This window comes from Aquimarina sp., from assembly GCF_977115655.1.
This window is the reverse complement of the sequence record NZ_CDSBKO010000019.1, coordinates 1-16,873: the sequence shown is the minus strand read 5'-3', so window position 1 is coordinate 16,873 and position 16,873 is coordinate 1. Positions and strand designations below refer to the sequence as shown.

11 protein-coding genes are annotated in these 16,873 nt (G+C 33.3%); 8 read left to right on the top strand and 3 right to left on the bottom strand.

The genetic code is table 11. From position 1 onward, the window contains the following. Positions 1 to 40 precede the first annotated feature (40 nt). A complete protein-coding gene (locus ACZIYX_RS09895) occupies positions 41 to 1,303 on the bottom strand; it encodes a hypothetical protein (protein ID WP_462682067.1) in 1,263 nt (420 codons plus the stop codon). 22 nt (positions 1,304 to 1,325) lie between these two features. After that, on the bottom strand, positions 1,326 to 1,673 hold the full coding sequence (locus tag ACZIYX_RS09890; RefSeq protein ID WP_462682066.1) for a T9SS type A sorting domain-containing protein: 348 nt from the start codon (positions 1,671 to 1,673) through the stop codon (positions 1,326 to 1,328). Positions 1,674 to 1,907: 234 nt separating this feature from the next. On the opposite strand from ACZIYX_RS09890, the gene ACZIYX_RS09885 reads away from it, so the two are divergent. The 7 genes from ACZIYX_RS09885 (at position 1,908) to ACZIYX_RS09855 (ending at position 10,244) form a co-directional block, all read left to right on the top strand. Beyond that, entirely contained in the window at positions 1,908 to 2,528 is a 621-nt protein-coding gene (locus ACZIYX_RS09885) for a trimeric intracellular cation channel family protein (RefSeq protein ID WP_462682065.1), read from the top strand. Between the two features lie 271 nt (positions 2,529 to 2,799). Further along, positions 2,800 to 3,735 carry a TolB-like translocation protein gene (locus ACZIYX_RS09880; protein WP_462682064.1) on the top strand — a complete coding sequence of 312 codons (936 nt, stop codon included), beginning with the start codon at positions 2,800 to 2,802 and terminating at the stop codon, positions 3,733 to 3,735. 76 nt (positions 3,736 to 3,811) lie between these two features. After that, entirely contained in the window at positions 3,812 to 4,198 is a 387-nt protein-coding gene (locus ACZIYX_RS09875; RefSeq protein WP_462682063.1) for a hypothetical protein, read from the top strand. A gap of 666 nt (positions 4,199 to 4,864) precedes the next feature. Continuing rightward, positions 4,865 to 7,201 (top strand): TonB-dependent receptor domain-containing protein, encoded by a 2,337-nt coding sequence (locus tag ACZIYX_RS09870; protein ID WP_462682062.1) that lies wholly within the window; start codon positions 4,865 to 4,867, stop codon positions 7,199 to 7,201. A 71-nt stretch (positions 7,202 to 7,272) separates the two neighbouring features. Further along, positions 7,273 to 8,520, top strand: coding sequence for a PepSY-associated TM helix domain-containing protein (locus ACZIYX_RS09865; RefSeq protein WP_462682061.1), 1,248 nt, complete (start codon positions 7,273 to 7,275; stop codon positions 8,518 to 8,520). Between the two features lie 398 nt (positions 8,521 to 8,918). Beyond that, positions 8,919 to 9,350, top strand: a complete 432-nt coding sequence (locus ACZIYX_RS09860) for a hypothetical protein (RefSeq protein WP_462682060.1) — start codon at positions 8,919 to 8,921, stop codon at positions 9,348 to 9,350. A 69-nt stretch (positions 9,351 to 9,419) separates the two neighbouring features. Continuing rightward, on the top strand, positions 9,420 to 10,244 hold the full coding sequence (locus tag ACZIYX_RS09855) for an OmpA/MotB family protein (protein ID WP_462682059.1): 825 nt from the start codon (positions 9,420 to 9,422) through the stop codon (positions 10,242 to 10,244). Between the two features lie 713 nt (positions 10,245 to 10,957). Here the strand turns inward: ACZIYX_RS09855 and ACZIYX_RS09850 are convergent. Further along, positions 10,958 to 15,379, bottom strand: coding sequence for an Ig-like domain-containing protein (locus ACZIYX_RS09850; RefSeq protein WP_462682058.1), 4,422 nt, complete (start codon positions 15,377 to 15,379; stop codon positions 10,958 to 10,960). Between the two features lie 334 nt (positions 15,380 to 15,713). On the opposite strand from ACZIYX_RS09850, the gene ACZIYX_RS09845 reads away from it, so the two are divergent. Further along, complete coding sequence (locus ACZIYX_RS09845) at positions 15,714 to 16,448, top strand: LytR/AlgR family response regulator transcription factor (RefSeq protein ID WP_462682057.1); 735 nt, start codon at positions 15,714 to 15,716, stop codon at positions 16,446 to 16,448. Positions 16,449 to 16,873 lie beyond the last annotated feature (425 nt).

Below are 16,873 nucleotides of genomic sequence, written 5' to 3'. Positions count from 1 at the left end.
GTTTGTGGATTGTAATTTGAGTTTATAAATCTTATGTGATTTAGTTAACATACTTGCATTCTAAAATATTCTGACCCGGAACAATACCTTCTGTAAAAACCTTTTGATAACTACTACCATTGTATTGTTGCGCAAACGTAGCTACATGAAAACTACATTTACCATCCTTGCGTTTCATGACAATAACACCAGAAATTCGTCTGCCCAGCTGTACCCCTGTTAGTGTATTTCTATAAATACTCCAATCATTACCTGTAAAATAGGCTTTGGTAATCGTTTCTTCCCAACGATATTGGCTTGCCCAGGATTTTGCTGCCAGTGTAGCTTGTTTTTCTAATTCAGAACTACTAAATCCTTTTGCTGGCAATCTTCTGTTTTTTATACCTTCTGCTTCTTTGGCTGCATAGGTTTTTTCTGTATATTCTTTGGCTTTTAATGACCATTCTGTCAATTTTGCTTCTATTTTATTTTGAGTTTCTTTACTTACCAGTAAATTTCGTATTACTTTTTGATCTTTATGAAAATAGTTAAAGGTCTCATAAGTTCCCCATGTAGATTTTCCCAAATCATTTCCCGAACTATATTTTGCCCAAATAATCGATAGCGGACTTTCTACAAACATATACTCTCGTCTATTGCCTCCAACATCATAAACATCGATTTCTAAAACTTTACTCAATTCTGCCATAAAACTATAGCGTTCACCATGCCCATTAGGAAAATTAAGATGTATCTCTTTTCCTTTTATAATATCTATAGTAACAGAATTAAATGACTCTCCATTATGTAATTCTTTTGCTGCTGGATAATAAAGATTACTTTCTACATTAACAGCCTGTGCACCAACCCCTCCTGTCATAATCTGTTTTGAAAAGTCTATCGCCCAATCTTCTACTTTCTTTTTATTCATACCAGCAATCTTGGCTTTATCTGCACTAAAAAAGTTAGCATATAAAAAAGTCTCCCAAATCCCTTCTCCTATAGCTACTGCCGGTGTTTTTGGAGCTACAGATACATAACTGTTTTCATCATAAGGAATCACATAAATACCCGAAGTACCATAAATTGATTTTCCTGATGCTTTACTTGCATCTGGATTATAGGTGTATACCGCTGGCATACATTGTTTACAAGAGGCCATAGCTAATAATTTTACACCATTGTTTTCTCCAATTTGTAAAATTTGTTGTTTTTTTCCGTCTCGTGAAGGTTCTAATAAATGAACCATTTGATCTTGTGCACAGAGCTGGTTAAAAAAAGAAAGGCTGAGTATTAAAACCAATATGTGTAAGTAGTTTTTCATGATAATATACAATTTAGACAGGTTACGAAATATGTTGTTTTTTTAAGATCTTTTTTCTTATTATTTTACTTTTTGCCTCTATCACAAGCCAATATACCCCTCTCTTTATTTCTGAAATATTTAATTCATTAGTATTCTGTTTCCCTACTACATTTTCTCCAACGAATGTATACAAAGTGAGCTTCTTTACTTTTTCTTCAGATCGAATATTAACAAAGTTATTTGATGAGTTTGGATATACAATTACATCATTTAAAGGAGAATAATATATCCAATGATTTTTAAAATTAGTGTCAGGAAAATGGAAAGTTTGACCATAACTATTTATAACCATAAAAAACAGGCCTAGAATAAGTAATTTTTCTTTCATTTTTAGTGTATATTAATGTATTATTTACTAAAAGTAATAGTTAAGATTTCAGAACAAGAAAAGGATTTGTGAATAGTAATTTGAGTTTGTGAATAAGTTCGGGCAATTAATTACTTCTTAAAAAATATTTATTTTTTCTTTACATACAGAACACAATGTTTGAATATTTCAAAATCAAATTAGATATGTTACATTTAACCCGGATAATCCGGGTTAAACCTCAAAATAAATAAAATGAACATTTTTAATATCTTAGATATTCTGGGAACCATTGCTTTTGTAATATCGGGTTCGCTAAGTGCAATGAACCGAAAATTGGATCTTTTCGGTATTTTTATCATTGCATTTGTTACTTCTATTGGCGGAGGTACTATTCGGGATATTCTTATTGGCAATACCCCGGTTTCCTGGATGCAAAACACAACCACTATATACTTAATAGGTGGGGTTACTATATTTTCTGTTATTTTTAGAAACAAACTGGATTATCTTAAAGGTTCCATTTTCTTATTTGATACTATTGGCTTAGGGGTATTTACTATTATAGGAGTAGAAACCGGAATAAATGCCGGGTTAAAACCTATTGTTTCGGTTGCATTGGGAGCCACAACCGGGTGTTTTGGAGGGGTTATACGCGATATTTTGTGTAATGAAATCCCTGTTCTCTTCAGAAAAGAAATATATGCTACAGCATCTATAGCTGGCGGGATTTGTTTTATGATCCTGTATTCATACAATATAGACCAAAATATTACTTATATCTCTACTGCTTTGTTAATCATTATAATTCGATTACTGGTCGTAAAATATAAAGTTGCTTTACCTTTGTTTACTACCACAAATAAAGTAAAATGAGTAAAATGTTTGGTAAAAATATGTTATAGTACATAACCCTTATATTTATGCTGCAATGTACCTGCTGTTATATTAACTTTTTGATTTAAAATATAACAAGAAGAAGATAAAATCATCAGGTTCAATAAAAAACAAATTCTAAATTCATAATAGTTGTCTATTTGAAACAAAATGTGGTTATAAAAATCCATCAACCGTACCTTTTATCAAAACATTAATATTTCATTTGAATAATAATATCTACATTTCGGTTGTTATCTATTAAACTGTTATGAAAAAAATTACTCCATTCTTGTTGTTATTTATAACGTTATCAAATTACAGTCAGGAAAAAACTAAAGCAGAACCTGTACTACAGGATATTATTAAGCAATTTCCTATGGTTAGGGATTTTACAATATCACCTGTACAAGATGAAGCATATTTTACTGTACAAGGGCACTTTGAAGAACTTTCTACTATAGTAAAAGTGGTAAAAAACAACGGAGCGTGGTCTGCACCAAAAGTCGCTCCTTTTTCTGGCCAATTCAGAGATCTTGAAGCAATGTTTTCTCCCGATGGATTAAAATTATTTTTTGTTTCTAACAGACCTCTTAAAGATACCGATACTATAATAAAAGATTATGATATATGGTATATAGAAAGATCTGGTACTACTACCGATTGGTCTGCTCCAAAAAATATAGGGAGTCCAATAAATACAGGTGATGATGAGTTTTATCCATCTGTAGCAAAAAACGGCAACCTGTATTTTACCAGTACTACAGCTACCAAAACCAAAGGTAAAGATGATATTTTTGTAAGTGAATTTAATAACAACCAATATACGGATCCTCAATCTTTAAGTACGGCTATCAACTCTGATGGATATGAATATAATTCTTATATAGCACCAGATGAGTCTTTTTTAATTTTTGGGGCGTATAAGCGAAAAGACGGATTAGGTAGTGGTGACCTGTATATATCTTATAAAGACAACCAAGGAAATTGGTCTCTAGCAAAAAACTTAGGCAACAAAATAAACTCTGACAAGATGGATTATTGCCCGTTTTATAACACTCAAAACCAAACACTTTATTATACCAGTAAAAGAAACAGCATACAAGAAACCACAAAATCCTCACGGGATTTAAAACAACTTTTGCAAACTATCAATTCTTATGAAAATGGTTTAAGTAGAATTTATAGTGTTTTATTACCGTTATAGCATCAAATATTGTATGCATTTATTAAACAAAATAATTCTTATTCGTATTTTTGTACAAAACTTAGTAAACACCCCGATGAGAGTATCCTTCTCTATACTACTATTTATCTCTTTTGCAATACGCCCGGCAATGCAAATTAGTACAGTGTTATACTATCAACTTAATATCGATACTATTGTAGAAAAATATTGTGTCAATAAAGAGCGTCCCAATCTTAATTGTAATGGAAAATGTTATTTAATGAACCAAATGAAGGCTAAAACACAGTCTTCGTCTAATATCCCTAATTCTGTTGTAATAACAGAAGCATTTATCCCTCTTTTTTTTCAAGAAAATAATCTAAAGATAGAGAACAACCAACCCTTGGTAACAGAAACCACTAAAAACTGGCAATTAAAACACCTCCTATCGCAAATAATTTCTAAAGACATTGATCACCCCCCCCAGTATAAAAACTCCTAACCACTTACATATCTTTTTATCTGAACTGGCAATACCATTAGTTAATTCTATCCTTTGGCAGCGTATAGTTTGACATACTTGTAGCAGCGTTTATAAAAATATTTGAAAACGTAAATTTAAAAGTATTTCAATACCCTTTTGTCCTTAATATATCAAAAGGACGTGATAGCTTATAAAATGGAATCCTACTACTAATATATGGTAGTCACTGCTAATTCTGGAACGACGTATGCAAACGCAGGTACTGGCTGTAATCTGTTTGCTTTTTTAAAGAAGTCCAAAAAACCTTCGGCAAGATACCAAAGTTATAGTATCCTTTGTTTCAGCATATAGCGTTCAGTTAAAAAAATAAAGAATCCCCAAATCCGGGGCTACAATACACTTTGTAAATAATAATAACGAATGATAGGGTGCATTAATAAATAACACCTTTTATACTTTGAATTTATCATAATAAAAATACTCTTTTTTATTTCTACTTCAGAATAAAAATGAACCGTAACAATACTTCAGTTTAACTCTGTACAAGTGCTGTGTTTATTTTTTTTTCTTCGTATAAACAAAAAAATAGTTCCTTTTTTTAAACAGTAAATTAAAAGCGTAACTGGTATAATACCATTTTAACTTTGAAATAGTATAAGCAATGCACTTATAGAATATCTGCAAATGAAAAAAATAATAATTTTAGTTATTGCGCTATGTATTGACACATACAGTTATGCACAAGGATCTTATGAAGGAAAAATAATAGACGAGTCCAACAACCCTTTGTCTGGCGCAACTATTGTTTCTTCTTGGGATAGTACAAATGGGGTTATGAGCAACAAAGATGGTTTTTTTACTATTAGCTTAAAAAACCCTGCAGAAGTAACTATTAGTTTTTTAGGGTATATTACCAAAAAACTATCTTTAACAACCACGTTTAACACCATACGGTTGGCCACAGATAATGTGGACTTAGAAGAAGTTATAGTTACCTCTGCCAACAGAGAAATGCAAAAACGATCTGAAGTACCGGGATCTGTTGCATCTATAAGCGCAAAAACAATTCAAGAAACAAAAGCTTTTGGAATAGACCAATTAGTAAATCAAGTGCCCGGAGTATTTATGTCTACCTCCAGAGCTGCCAGTAATGAACAACATTTTATGGCAGTACGATCCCCTATATCTACAAAAGCATTATTCTTATATCTTGAAGATGGATTACAAATCAGACCTACATCGGTATTTAACCATAATGCCTTATTAGAAATGAACAATACATCTTTTGCCCGGATTGAAGTATTAAAAGGCCCTGCTTCAAGCATTTATGGCAGCGAAGCTATTGGCGGAAGTTTTAATTTTATTACCAAAAATCCTTATAAAAAATTAGGTGGTAGTATTGGTTTTCAAGTTAATGATTTAGGGTTGCAGCGCTATGATTTTGAAGTATCAGATCAAACCAGTAAAAACTTTGGTTTTTATTTGGGCAGCCACTATGCGGAGCGATCTAACGGACCTATAGAACATAGTGATTATGAAAAAATGGCAATCACTTTTAAAACCGTTTATGACCTTGATCCCTCCACAAAATGGACAACAGTATTAGATCTTATCGATTATAGATCTGATATGACCGGCTCCCTAAGTGATCGTGATTTTAATAGTGGCAACTATAAAAGTGAACAAACTTTTACCCAAAGAGAAGCGGTTAATTTTAGAATTAGAACTACTCTGGATACCTATTGGGACGATCAAAATAAAACTTCGTTTCATATCCTTTTCAGAAATAACCGAATGGATCAAATCCCATCGTATCGAATAAAACAATATAGAAAACAAGGGCAATTAACCGGTTTTGGGTCTGGAGAAATCAACTCTAACCGATTCAAAAGTTTCGTTGGGTTGCTACAACACAAGCTTGATTTTAATTTTGCTAAGTCTTCTTTAATATTTGGTGCTACCGCAGATTATTCTCCACAAGATTATGTTGCAGAAACCATAGATGTTTTTGTAGACCTCAAAACAGGCAGAAATCAAAATTTTAGGATAAACAATGGCGATTTTATCCTTAATTATAAGGCGGATATATTTAATTACGCTGGTTTTTTTCAATATGAAATATCCCCGATAGAACCCTTAAAAATTACTGCAGCATTACGCTACGATGGTTTTGAATATAATTATGATAACCAAAGTGATGGTATTACAGGAGTGGGCGACTCTTTAGATAATTTTAATAACCTAGCCCCAAAACTAGGGTTTAACTATAATTTTAATTCAAAAACAGGAATATATACAAATTATTCTCAAGGATTTACACCTCCACAAGTATCTACTTTGTACCAAAATAAAAACGGATTACAAGGCATTAAACCCAGCAGATACCATAATTACGAGATTGGGGGATATTTCACTATACCATCCAAATTAAAAGCAGATGCTGCTGTTTATTTTTTAGAGGGGCAAAATACGTTAATAACCATGAGAGATAATGATGATAATTTTTTTAGCACCAATGCCGGTAAAACCAGATCTTATGGTATAGAATACGGGATAACCTGGTATATCATAAAAGAAATATCCATAACGCATAACGGCAGCTATGCACTACACCGGTATATTGATTTTTTTGATAAAGGAACAGATTATTCCAATACCGATAGAGAAACCGCTCCTAACTTAATTGGCACATCTTTGATCGCCTATAAAAAGGATTTTAGAAACAGTTTTGGTTTTAGTATCACGGCAGAACATGAGTTGGTTGGAAAATACAATACCAGTTTTGAAAAACAAATAGACAATACAGATGGCACTTTTGATACTGCTACTTATGGGGGGTACTCTGTTTTTAACCTAAGATCTGCTATTGCCCTAAAAGGTTTTGAAATTTGGGGACATCTGCTTAATATTTTTGACACATTGTATGCCACAAATGCCTCTTTCAATTCATTTAGAGGAGAAAACAGTTTTACTATTGGTAATCCAAGAGCTTTTCATCTTGGAGTAAAATATAATTTTTAGTAATCAGCCCCTCGCAGGCTTTTGCCATACTTGATTAGGCGTATTATCTGTGAGGCTAATTTTATAGAATCATGAAAAAAAATGAAAAATTAAACACATGGCTATGGAAATGGCATTTTATTGCAGGGCTTATTTCCCTTCCTTTCATACTTATACTTTCTATATCAGGAGGTGTGTACCTTTTTAAAGAGGATTATGAAAACCCCAGACAAAAACATATTAAAGAGGTAGCTATACAGGATACTAAAGTATCTTTTCAAAAACAATGGGAAATTGCCAATGCAAATGCTATCAAAAAACCTGTTGCCATGGTAATACCTGTTTCAGACAATCAAGCTACCGAGTTTATCTCTGGCAGATTTGAAAATAAAAGCAGTCTGTTTGTAAATCCTTATACCGGCAAAGTTTCTGGAGAGATTATTACAAAAAACACCAATATGTTTAAAATTCGAAAACTACACGGGGAGTTATTAACCGGCAGGTTTGGAACAAAAATAATAGAACTTATTGCCAGTTGGATGGTAGTGCTTATCCTTACCGGATTATATGTATGGTGGCCTGCTAGGACCTGGAAAATAAATGGTTTTTTTATACCCAGGAAAAAAGAAGGGAAAAGAATATTTTTTAGGGATATACATGCTATTAGTGGCTTTTGGTTTTCGGGGCTTTTGATTCTTATCCTTGCGGGCGGACTACCCTGGACAGATGTTTTTGGAGAGAGTTTTAAACAGCTTCAAAAAATCACAAATACCGGTTATCCGGATACCTGGCAAGGGCATCATTTGAAGTCACAAGTAGCAGGAAACGCCCTAACATTAGATCAAATAATAACCAAAGCCGAAGCTCTTCAACTTCCCGGGGTAGTAACCATTGATTTTCCAAAAGACCCGGAAGGAGTGTTTAGTGTTTCCAATACTAATCCATCAAATTTATATACTCAAAAAAAGATTCATTTTGATGCTTATACTGGCAAACAAATCCTGTCTAATGACTGGTCTGATGTAGGAATATTAATGCGGGGGCGAATGTGGGTTATGGCATTTCATCAAGGTGAATTTGGAGCATGGAGCTGGTGGTTAATGCTGTGTACTGCAATTGTATTAACCGCAATGTCTGTTTCTGCCCTGCTCTCGTACACAATGAGAAAACGTAAAGGAGATTGGGGAATCCCTATAGTTCCTGCATCCTTTACGGTGGGATATGGGGTTGTTATTGCACTTATAATTCTTGCCCTGATATTTCCTTTATTTGGAGCAAGCCTCCTGCTTATTATTGGAATTGAATATCTAGTTAAAAAAAACAAACCTAATCAAATATAGCCCTTATGTTGTTAATGTATATTTTAATTACAGCAATTTCATTTTGCCTTGTTTATATACTAATAGAAATGCGCAAAATGTATAAAATAGGAGAGTATTACAAAGAAACCAAATTGCTACAAGAAAAAAAAAAGGAAAAGCAATATCTTTGAAATAGAGCCGACAACAAATAAGCTCTACAAGTATGCTATAAAGTGAAGTTGCTTTTTTTTCATTTGAAACAGTAAAACTTATATAAAGCACTTGTACTGAGCTATACCAAAGTATAGCCGCAGAAAGTTTTTTATAATAAAAATGAGAGAAAACAAACGAGCATTTTAGCCTGGTTTTAGGGTTTATCTGGTATTGTGTACAGCTATTAAAAATTATTAATAAAAAAACTTTAAAATATCAAAACAATGAAATTATATTTTTTATCATCTGCCTGCCTTTTATTATTGTTTATTTCTTGTAACCAACTCTCCAAAGAGGAACAAGAATTTGATCTGTTAATGCAAAACATTATTGATGTACATGATGAAGTTATGCCCAAAATGAGCGAAATGAGTAGTCTTATTAAAGAATTAGAAACTAAAACAGATACTACCGCCCAAGGACAATCGTATGCAAAAGCACAGCAAGATATTAAAGATGCGCATGACTACATGATGACCTGGATGAGTAATTTTAGTGATGCCTTTTCTTCTGTAAAAAAAGACGCTATAAAAGACTCTAAAGAAATAGCCAAACAAATAGAATTACTTAAAAAAGAAAAAGATAAAGTTAATACTTTAAAAGACCATATCAATTCTAGTATTGAAAATGCAAGACAACTATTACAAAAGTCGTAATATACAGTTGCTTTGTTATTTATAAAATTGTTTTACTTTAGCAATTGCAACAAATCATATTAAAAATCGATGAAAAAAATAATTTTATTAGCTTCTGTTCTTTTTATTTCTACTACATCTATACATGCGCAGAAAAAAAAGGATCTTCTCGAAGAGATAGATAAACTACGTCAGGAATTAACAACTACCAAAGGTGAGCTTAACGATTCCAGAAAAAAAGAAAAAGCTACACTAACTCAGGTAGAGACTATGCAAATGCAAGTCAAAGATTTAAAAGAAACCAACGCGTCTCTTTTAACCAACATGAGCAGTTTTACAGAACTATCTAATCAAAAGGCTAAAAACCTGGAAACGTCTTTAAAAAGCCTTCAGGAAAAAGATAAACAGATCAATACCATAAACGATGCTATAAGCAAAAGTGATTCTGTTAAACTAGCTACTTTAACTGTTTTTAAAAATGTGGTTGGCGGCGAAGGTAAAATTGCTGTAAAAAATGGAGCTGTAATCATTACTGTAGCTAATACCCTGTTATTTGGAGACAATGACAAAAGTGTTACTATTGAAGATAAAGCAAAAGGTTTTTTAGGAAAACTAGCTAATGCGTTAAACTCTAAATCAGATTTAAGAATTATTGTTGAAGGAAACAGCAATGCTCTTAACTTTAAGGACAAATCTATAGTAGATAATTGGGATCTGAGTGCCCGACAAGCAGCAGCAGTGGTAAGAATATTGCAAAATGAGTACAAAGTAGAGCCAAAAAGAATGGACGTTGTTGGTAAAAGTGAATACGGATCTGAAAGTATTGAAACTTCGACCAGAATCATAATAGACCCTAAATTTGATGAGTTTTATGGGCTGGTAAAAGAAAGTATGAAAAACGGTTCTAAAGGATAATACATCTATATATTATATACAAAAAGAGGCTGAACTCTAAGTTAAAAAACAAATAGTTCAGCGGCAAAATTAAGGTTCTTCGTAAAGAAGAGCCTTTTTTAATAGTATAATACCATTTTAACAAAAGGTTCTTACCTTTTAAATCTCTGTTTGGTGCAAGGAATTGGTTTAAAAAAGCTGTCAAAGGGGGTGATTTTTTATAGTGATCTCCCGGCTTTGTTCAAAATGGCATGAAAAAAATTGTACCGCCTTTTGGCCGAGCTGAAGATAGCAAGGCTTTTGAATGAAAGTTTACTTGTCTTTGATAGTCCTGAAGAAGGCAGTCGAAGCACTATTTTTTATCAAAAACCACTCTCAGCCTGAAGTAAGGTTTTCTTACATAGAAATTCAAGGTTATTAGGATTGATATACACAAAGGCAAAATCCAAAGCTTTACTATAAGTTATTATAGTATGTATATGTTATTTCTTAGTACTCCGTTTTTGTTTACCAGCACTCCGAGGATATTTCCTGTTTCTACGAGGATATTTCTCAACACCTTGACAATATTTCTCAACACTCCGAGGATATTTCCTGTTTCTCCGAGGATATTTCTCGACACTCTGAAGATATTTTTCTGTACTTCTGGTTCTATTAACAGAGAGGAACAAAAAAAGGCCGCATATATAAGATATGCGACCTTTTAAAATCAAATTTAACGTATTTAATATGCTCTAATTTTTAATAAACTTACCAGTTGTTTTGTTTTTAGAAACCGAAATAGTATAGAAATACATTCCTGATTGTAAATCTCCTATATCAAAACTTTGAGCATTGTCTCCTTTTGGAAGACTGTCTGACTGAAAGTTATAAACTTCTACTCCGCTAGTATTAAATATCTGGAATCTGAAATAATCAGAACTTGCAGATTTAGAGGCGGTATTCGTATTATTATATGCAACATTGATTACATTTCCAGAAAGTGGGTTAGGAAACACTTTTGCTACACTATCAGAGTTATCTGCTAATGCTGATCTGCTAGAAACCCCATCCAAATATGCTCTGTGGCTTGAAGAGAATCCAGAGTTTCTGTCCAAATCCCAATTGATAGACCAAGTCATTAATCCTCTAAAATTAGGATACGTTGCACTGGTTGTATATTTTCTATTAGGATATGAAATACCTTTCATTAGGTAATCTAATGCTTGTTGTACTACTGCTTCAGAAGTATATCCACTACCTGCTGCTTTTGTACTTGCTGGTAAACCTATAGCTACCTGATCTGCTCTAAGCCCCGGGAATGTATGTCCTGTTTGTGCTACAGGGAAACCTGTAATCAACATTTCTGCCATTGCCACATGAAAATCTGCTGTTGCAGGTTGGTAGATTTTTCCATCACTTCCATTCATAGATCCAGTATTATAGTGCTGTACATGTATATAGTTCATTTCTTCACGTAATGCATGAACTACTGGTAAATATGCTCCAAAAATTCCAGAGTAATTTCCATAAGCTCCTTGTACATAAGCAGTTTCTGGTGCCATACTTAGGATAAAACGATCTGCACCTACATTTGCTCTGATAGATTTTGTTGCTGCAATAAGGTTTTTGATTTTTGGTGTTGTTGGATTTCTAAAATCTGTATCCCCACTTGACAAAGCAAGAGAGTTACCTTCTAAATCTATATCCAATCCATCAAAACCATACGTATTAATAATATTGGTCATAGAACTAATAAATTCATTCTTTTCACTTTCATTAGTCAATTCTACTTTTGCATTGGCACCTCCTATAGAGATCAATACTTTTTGTCCTCTGCTTCTTACGGTTGCAACATCATCAATAAATGCCTGAGTATTTCCTCCGTAGATTTCATAAGGGCTAAATTGCATGTCTGATGAACTTCCTCCTTTAGGTTCTGCAAAGGCAATACAAATAACATCCCAATCTCTGGATACTTCGCTAAGTTTTGGTGTGGTAGAACCATTATCAAAATTATGCCAGTACCCTACCAGTATTTTACTTGGTAAGTTATTGTTTCCTCCATCTACTTTCTTTCTTACAGTAACAACTTCAGAAGTAGTTTGATTGTTATCATTATCTGTAGCTACTGCTGTTAAAGAATAGCTTGCTGATTGTGCGTTAGAGATAGTGTATGAATATGGGCTTGTTGTATCTTCTCCTAGCTTTGAACTTCCATTATAAAATTCAACTTTAGAAACCGTTCCATCATCTGTAGCTGTTGCATTTATTACAATCGAGCTTCCTGCTGTATATGTAGATCCGTTTGAAGGAGAAGTTATAGAAACTTTTGGAGAGGTTCCTCCTGTTCCACTACCACATTTTCCTGTTTTTGACCATGCATCTTGCCAATGAGCTCCTGTACCTGGTGCGTAAGCCCATGCGGCATTAGACGAACACCATCCCGGAACATTACATTTAAACTTATCTCCTTCGTTTTGTACTTCTGCATTTAACCCATAAGAAGTTCCTGCAACATACTGTGGTATTCCATTACAGTTTCCATTTCCGTCTCCGCCACCATCTTTTTTAGTGATTTTAACTGTAATTGCTGCAGAAGTTGCACTTGCTGCTTGATTATCTGTAGCTTTAGCAGTAATTGTATAGTTTCCTACCACTACATTTGCCCAAGAATATTCGTAAGGTGCTGTAGTATCTTCTCCTAATAATGCTGTACCATTGTAAAATTCAACTTTAGCAATACTTCTGTCTTTACCAGGAGATGCATTTGCTTTGATAGTTACTGTAGTTCCTTCAGTAAAAGTAGCATTATTTGCTGGTGCAGTAATACTAACTGTTGGAGGAGTACTGTCTCCGCCTCCTGTTCCACCACAAGGTCCTATTTTTTCCCATACTCCGCCTTTTTCAGGGTTTTCGTTTTGTGTCCACCATTTAGCTCTATAATGTACATTGTTATATTTTACATCTTTACCACCTGTATATACTTCTGTAGCAGACCAGGTTGGGAAAGCACTACAGTTATCAACAACAGTACCTCCTACAGTAATGGCTATTTCTGCAGAAGTCGTTGCCACACCTTTATCATCTGTAGCCTTTGCTGTTAATTTATAATTTCCTTTAGCAACATTTGCCCAAGAATATTCATAAGGTTTTGTGGTATCTTCTCCTAATTTTGTAGAACCATTATAAAATTCGACTTTGGCAATTGTACCATCTTCATCTGATGCGTTTGCGGTTATAACAACTGATGCTCCTGCCTCAAAAGTAGCATTGTTTGCCGGTGCAGTAATATTAACTACTGGTGGTATATTAGAGTCTCCTTTAACAGTTATAGAAACTGCTGCTGAAGTGGTAGAACCATTTTTATTATCTGTAGCTTTTGCTGTTAATTTATAGCTTCCTGCTGCAACATTTGCCCAAGAATATTCATAAGGTTTTGTGGTATCCTCTCCTAATTTTGTAGAACCATTATAAAATTCAACTTTAATGATACTTCCATCAACATCAGGATCTGATGCATTTGCAGTAATAGCAATTGTAGCTCCCTCTGCAAAAGTAGCATTATTTGCCGGTGCTGTAATACTAACTACTGGTGGTATATTTCCACCGCTTCCACCATTTGCAAATACCTCATTGATTTTATTTATTAAAGGAGATTTTACGTCTGACCATCTTTTTAGTTTTCTACCAAAAGAAGTAGCTGTACCTCCAAATTCAAGATCTCCGTATACGGTCCAAACTATAGTTCCCCCTAATCCATTATCATTAATAAACTGTGCTTTTACCCCTATAGACTCTTCATCATCATAACTTAAAAAATATTTACCATTTACCAGATAAGGAACTTTGGCTTCGTCATCCCATTTTCTCGTCCATCCACTGTTTGGAGATAATGCTTTTTGTTTAATAAAAAAATAGTTAGGTGTTCCATCATATACTTCTTTTGGCCAGTTTGTATAATCTGCTGCTGTTTGTATAGGTCCGTCGGGTTGTACAGTTTCTGCTCTTTTTACTGTTTTTGCATTAAGATCAGCAGTACCTTCTGTTATAACTCCTCGTCCGTAAAATGGTGCTCCAAAACATATTTGTTTTTTAGGAACTCCTAATTCTACTAATTTATTTAATGTAGTTTGCCAGTTGAAGAAATCAACTTCAGCTCCTGTATATGGATAAACAGGTGCATTATGACCTGCTTTATTAGACCAACCACCGTTAAAGTCATAGGTCATCATATTAAAGTAATCCATATTACTGGCTAACTTTGACCAGTTAAATCCTTCTAGTTTTCTTGGATCTGCAGACATTGCAGAGGTAATTAACTTATCCGGTCCTATTGCTGCACGAATTTCTGCTACCAAATTTTCAAAATTAACGAAATCTGCCTGTGTTCCTGTAAAATTCATTCCTGAATATGGTCCCGGATATTCCCAATCCAAATCGATACCGTCAAAACCAATATTAATTAACTTCTTACAATCTTCTATGAATTTTGCTTTCTTAACTGGATCGGCTGCCATTTCAGGAAAATGCTTACACATACTCCATCCACCAATCGACGCCATTACTTTTACTCCTTTTTGATGAGCAAGCTCTAATAATCCCGGCGCTCCGTTTTCTACTTTAAGAGGCAAAGGCAATCCACCACTCAATCCCCAAACCGGGTGTGTCCAGGTGCTGGCACCTACTTCTACTTGAAACCCCTGTGCTTCTGCACGGGTTTTTATATCTTCATTTACATAGTTTACATATTCTAACTCTCCAAATAAAAGATGTAGATCCCAACTACTATAAATATCTGTATAAAATAAATCTGCAGGTGCTTGAGTCACTCCTTGCTCATGAATTTTCTTATTCCTGTGATCGCCACTATGTAGGGAACCATCATTGGCTACTCCAAAAAAGGAATAATTTAATATGGTATATTTTGAGTAATCAATATTCAAATGAGTCAAAGCTCCTGCTCCAGGCACTCCCGCCTTACTGTCTTTCCAGGCATCCCAATTGGTGATATACCCTATAATCTGTTTTTGATGATCGGCTGTCGTAGCTTTTCCTCCTGTGTTTACCTGTGCAAAAGAGATACTTGAAATGCACATTAAAGTTAAAAGTAACAGTGTTTTCAAATGTGGTTTTTGAAAACACCAGACTTCAAAATTTTGAGTTAATTTTTTCATAATTTTCTACCTTAAGTTTAAATGGGTTTGTGTTAATATTTTACGAAAACGATATAGTCTTCAATGTGAAAGTATATATAATAAGTCTTTATATAAAACTAATTAGCTGAATGACTTAAAACTATAGATTTTCGGACAAGAAACTGTAATAAAAAGCACTTACAAATAGTCTATTATTTCTATAGGGAAGTAAAAAAAGAAAATAGTCTTTCAAAAAAAAGGCAATAAAAGAGCAAAAAAAAGGTTACATTAACGACAACAAAAATTAACCTACACATTAATGGTATATAAGGAATCTTAATCCTTACATGCCATCTTCTTAAATTGCTATATAATGAAAATAAAATGTTTACTAGTTGATGATGACCCTTTATCTATCCTTATTTTAAAAAAACAATTAGATCATTTTGAAGGCTTTGAAATTATTTCTATTTGTAATAATGCCGTAGATGCGTTCAATTTTATTAGAAAAAACACTATTGATTTGGTTTTTGTAGATATTCGAATGCCTATTGTTAATGGTATAGACTTTATAAAAGGATTACAGACATCCCCTCCATTTATTATTATAACTTCTTCATGCAAAGATTACGCTGTCGAAGGTTTTGAACTTGGTGTATTGGATTACCTGGTAAAACCGATTTGCATAAAACGATTAGTAAAATCCTTGCATAAAGTATCCCGAATATTTAATATTTCTAAAAACTCCTCTAACATCTCCAAGGATCAAATAGAACCTGAAGATCATATTTTTATAAAGGTGAACAAAAAAATGATCAAAATCTATTATGATGATATTCTTTATATTGAGAGCTTAAAAGATTATGTAATTATAAAAACTTTGTACAAGGATTATGTTACACACTATAATCTTGCGGCAATAACCAAATTGTTACCCGGTCATCTTTTTATAAGAATCCACAGATCTTATACTATTGCTATCGATAAAGTAGAAGCTATAGAGAAAAATAGTATTGAGATAAATAATAATTTGCTTCCTATGGGAAGAAATTATATTAAAGAAGCTAAGGATGTTATTATTAATGGTGTTACCAGCATTATAGTTTAAAAGTAACTTTATCCCTGGTAAGTCATGGAAGTATTTTATAGTGAGACAAACTTTCTATATTTAAGTATTTACCGGGGTGATGCGGGTATGCGATAGGGGTATTATGAATACTTAAACCCGGATTATATAATAGAAAATCTATTATACTCTTGATCTACTGCAAATACAGCCGTTACATTTGATTTTAAAATTTGTCCATAGCCCTTCGATAAACTCAGGGTAAACTGCTATGCTAAAACTAAGAAAATCATTGTATTTATAGTATCTCAAAGTATCATCATGAAATTCTATTGTATAATCCGGGTAATGTCATTAAGCTAAGAATTTAAACTATGGATTTAAAGCTTGTTAATGGTGTATTCCAGTCCCGTTCTAACGGGATGAACTGTGCTTAAAAACAAATATTTGGTTGATAATTTTCTATA

Bases quoted from the DNA above. Each gene is read 5' to 3' on its own strand.
- ACZIYX_RS09895 (WP_462682067.1), bottom strand. From the start codon at position 1,303: ATGAAAAACTACTTACACATATTGGTTTTAATACTCAGCCTTTCTTTT.
- ACZIYX_RS09890 (WP_462682066.1), bottom strand. From the start codon at position 1,673: ATGAAAGAAAAATTACTTATTCTAGGCCTGTTTTTTATGGTTATAAAT.
- ACZIYX_RS09885 (WP_462682065.1), top strand. From the start codon at position 1,908: ATGAACATTTTTAATATCTTAGATATTCTGGGAACCATTGCTTTTGTA.
- ACZIYX_RS09880 (WP_462682064.1), top strand. From the start codon at position 2,800: ATGAAAAAAATTACTCCATTCTTGTTGTTATTTATAACGTTATCAAAT.
- ACZIYX_RS09875 (WP_462682063.1), top strand. From the start codon at position 3,812: ATGAGAGTATCCTTCTCTATACTACTATTTATCTCTTTTGCAATACGC.
- ACZIYX_RS09870 (WP_462682062.1), top strand. From the start codon at position 4,865: ATGAAAAAAATAATAATTTTAGTTATTGCGCTATGTATTGACACATAC.
- ACZIYX_RS09865 (WP_462682061.1), top strand. From the start codon at position 7,273: ATGAAAAAAAATGAAAAATTAAACACATGGCTATGGAAATGGCATTTT.
- ACZIYX_RS09860 (WP_462682060.1), top strand. From the start codon at position 8,919: ATGAAATTATATTTTTTATCATCTGCCTGCCTTTTATTATTGTTTATT.
- ACZIYX_RS09855 (WP_462682059.1), top strand. From the start codon at position 9,420: ATGAAAAAAATAATTTTATTAGCTTCTGTTCTTTTTATTTCTACTACA.
- ACZIYX_RS09850 (WP_462682058.1), bottom strand. From the start codon at position 15,379: ATGAAAAAATTAACTCAAAATTTTGAAGTCTGGTGTTTTCAAAAACCA.
- ACZIYX_RS09845 (WP_462682057.1), top strand. From the start codon at position 15,714: ATGAAAATAAAATGTTTACTAGTTGATGATGACCCTTTATCTATCCTT.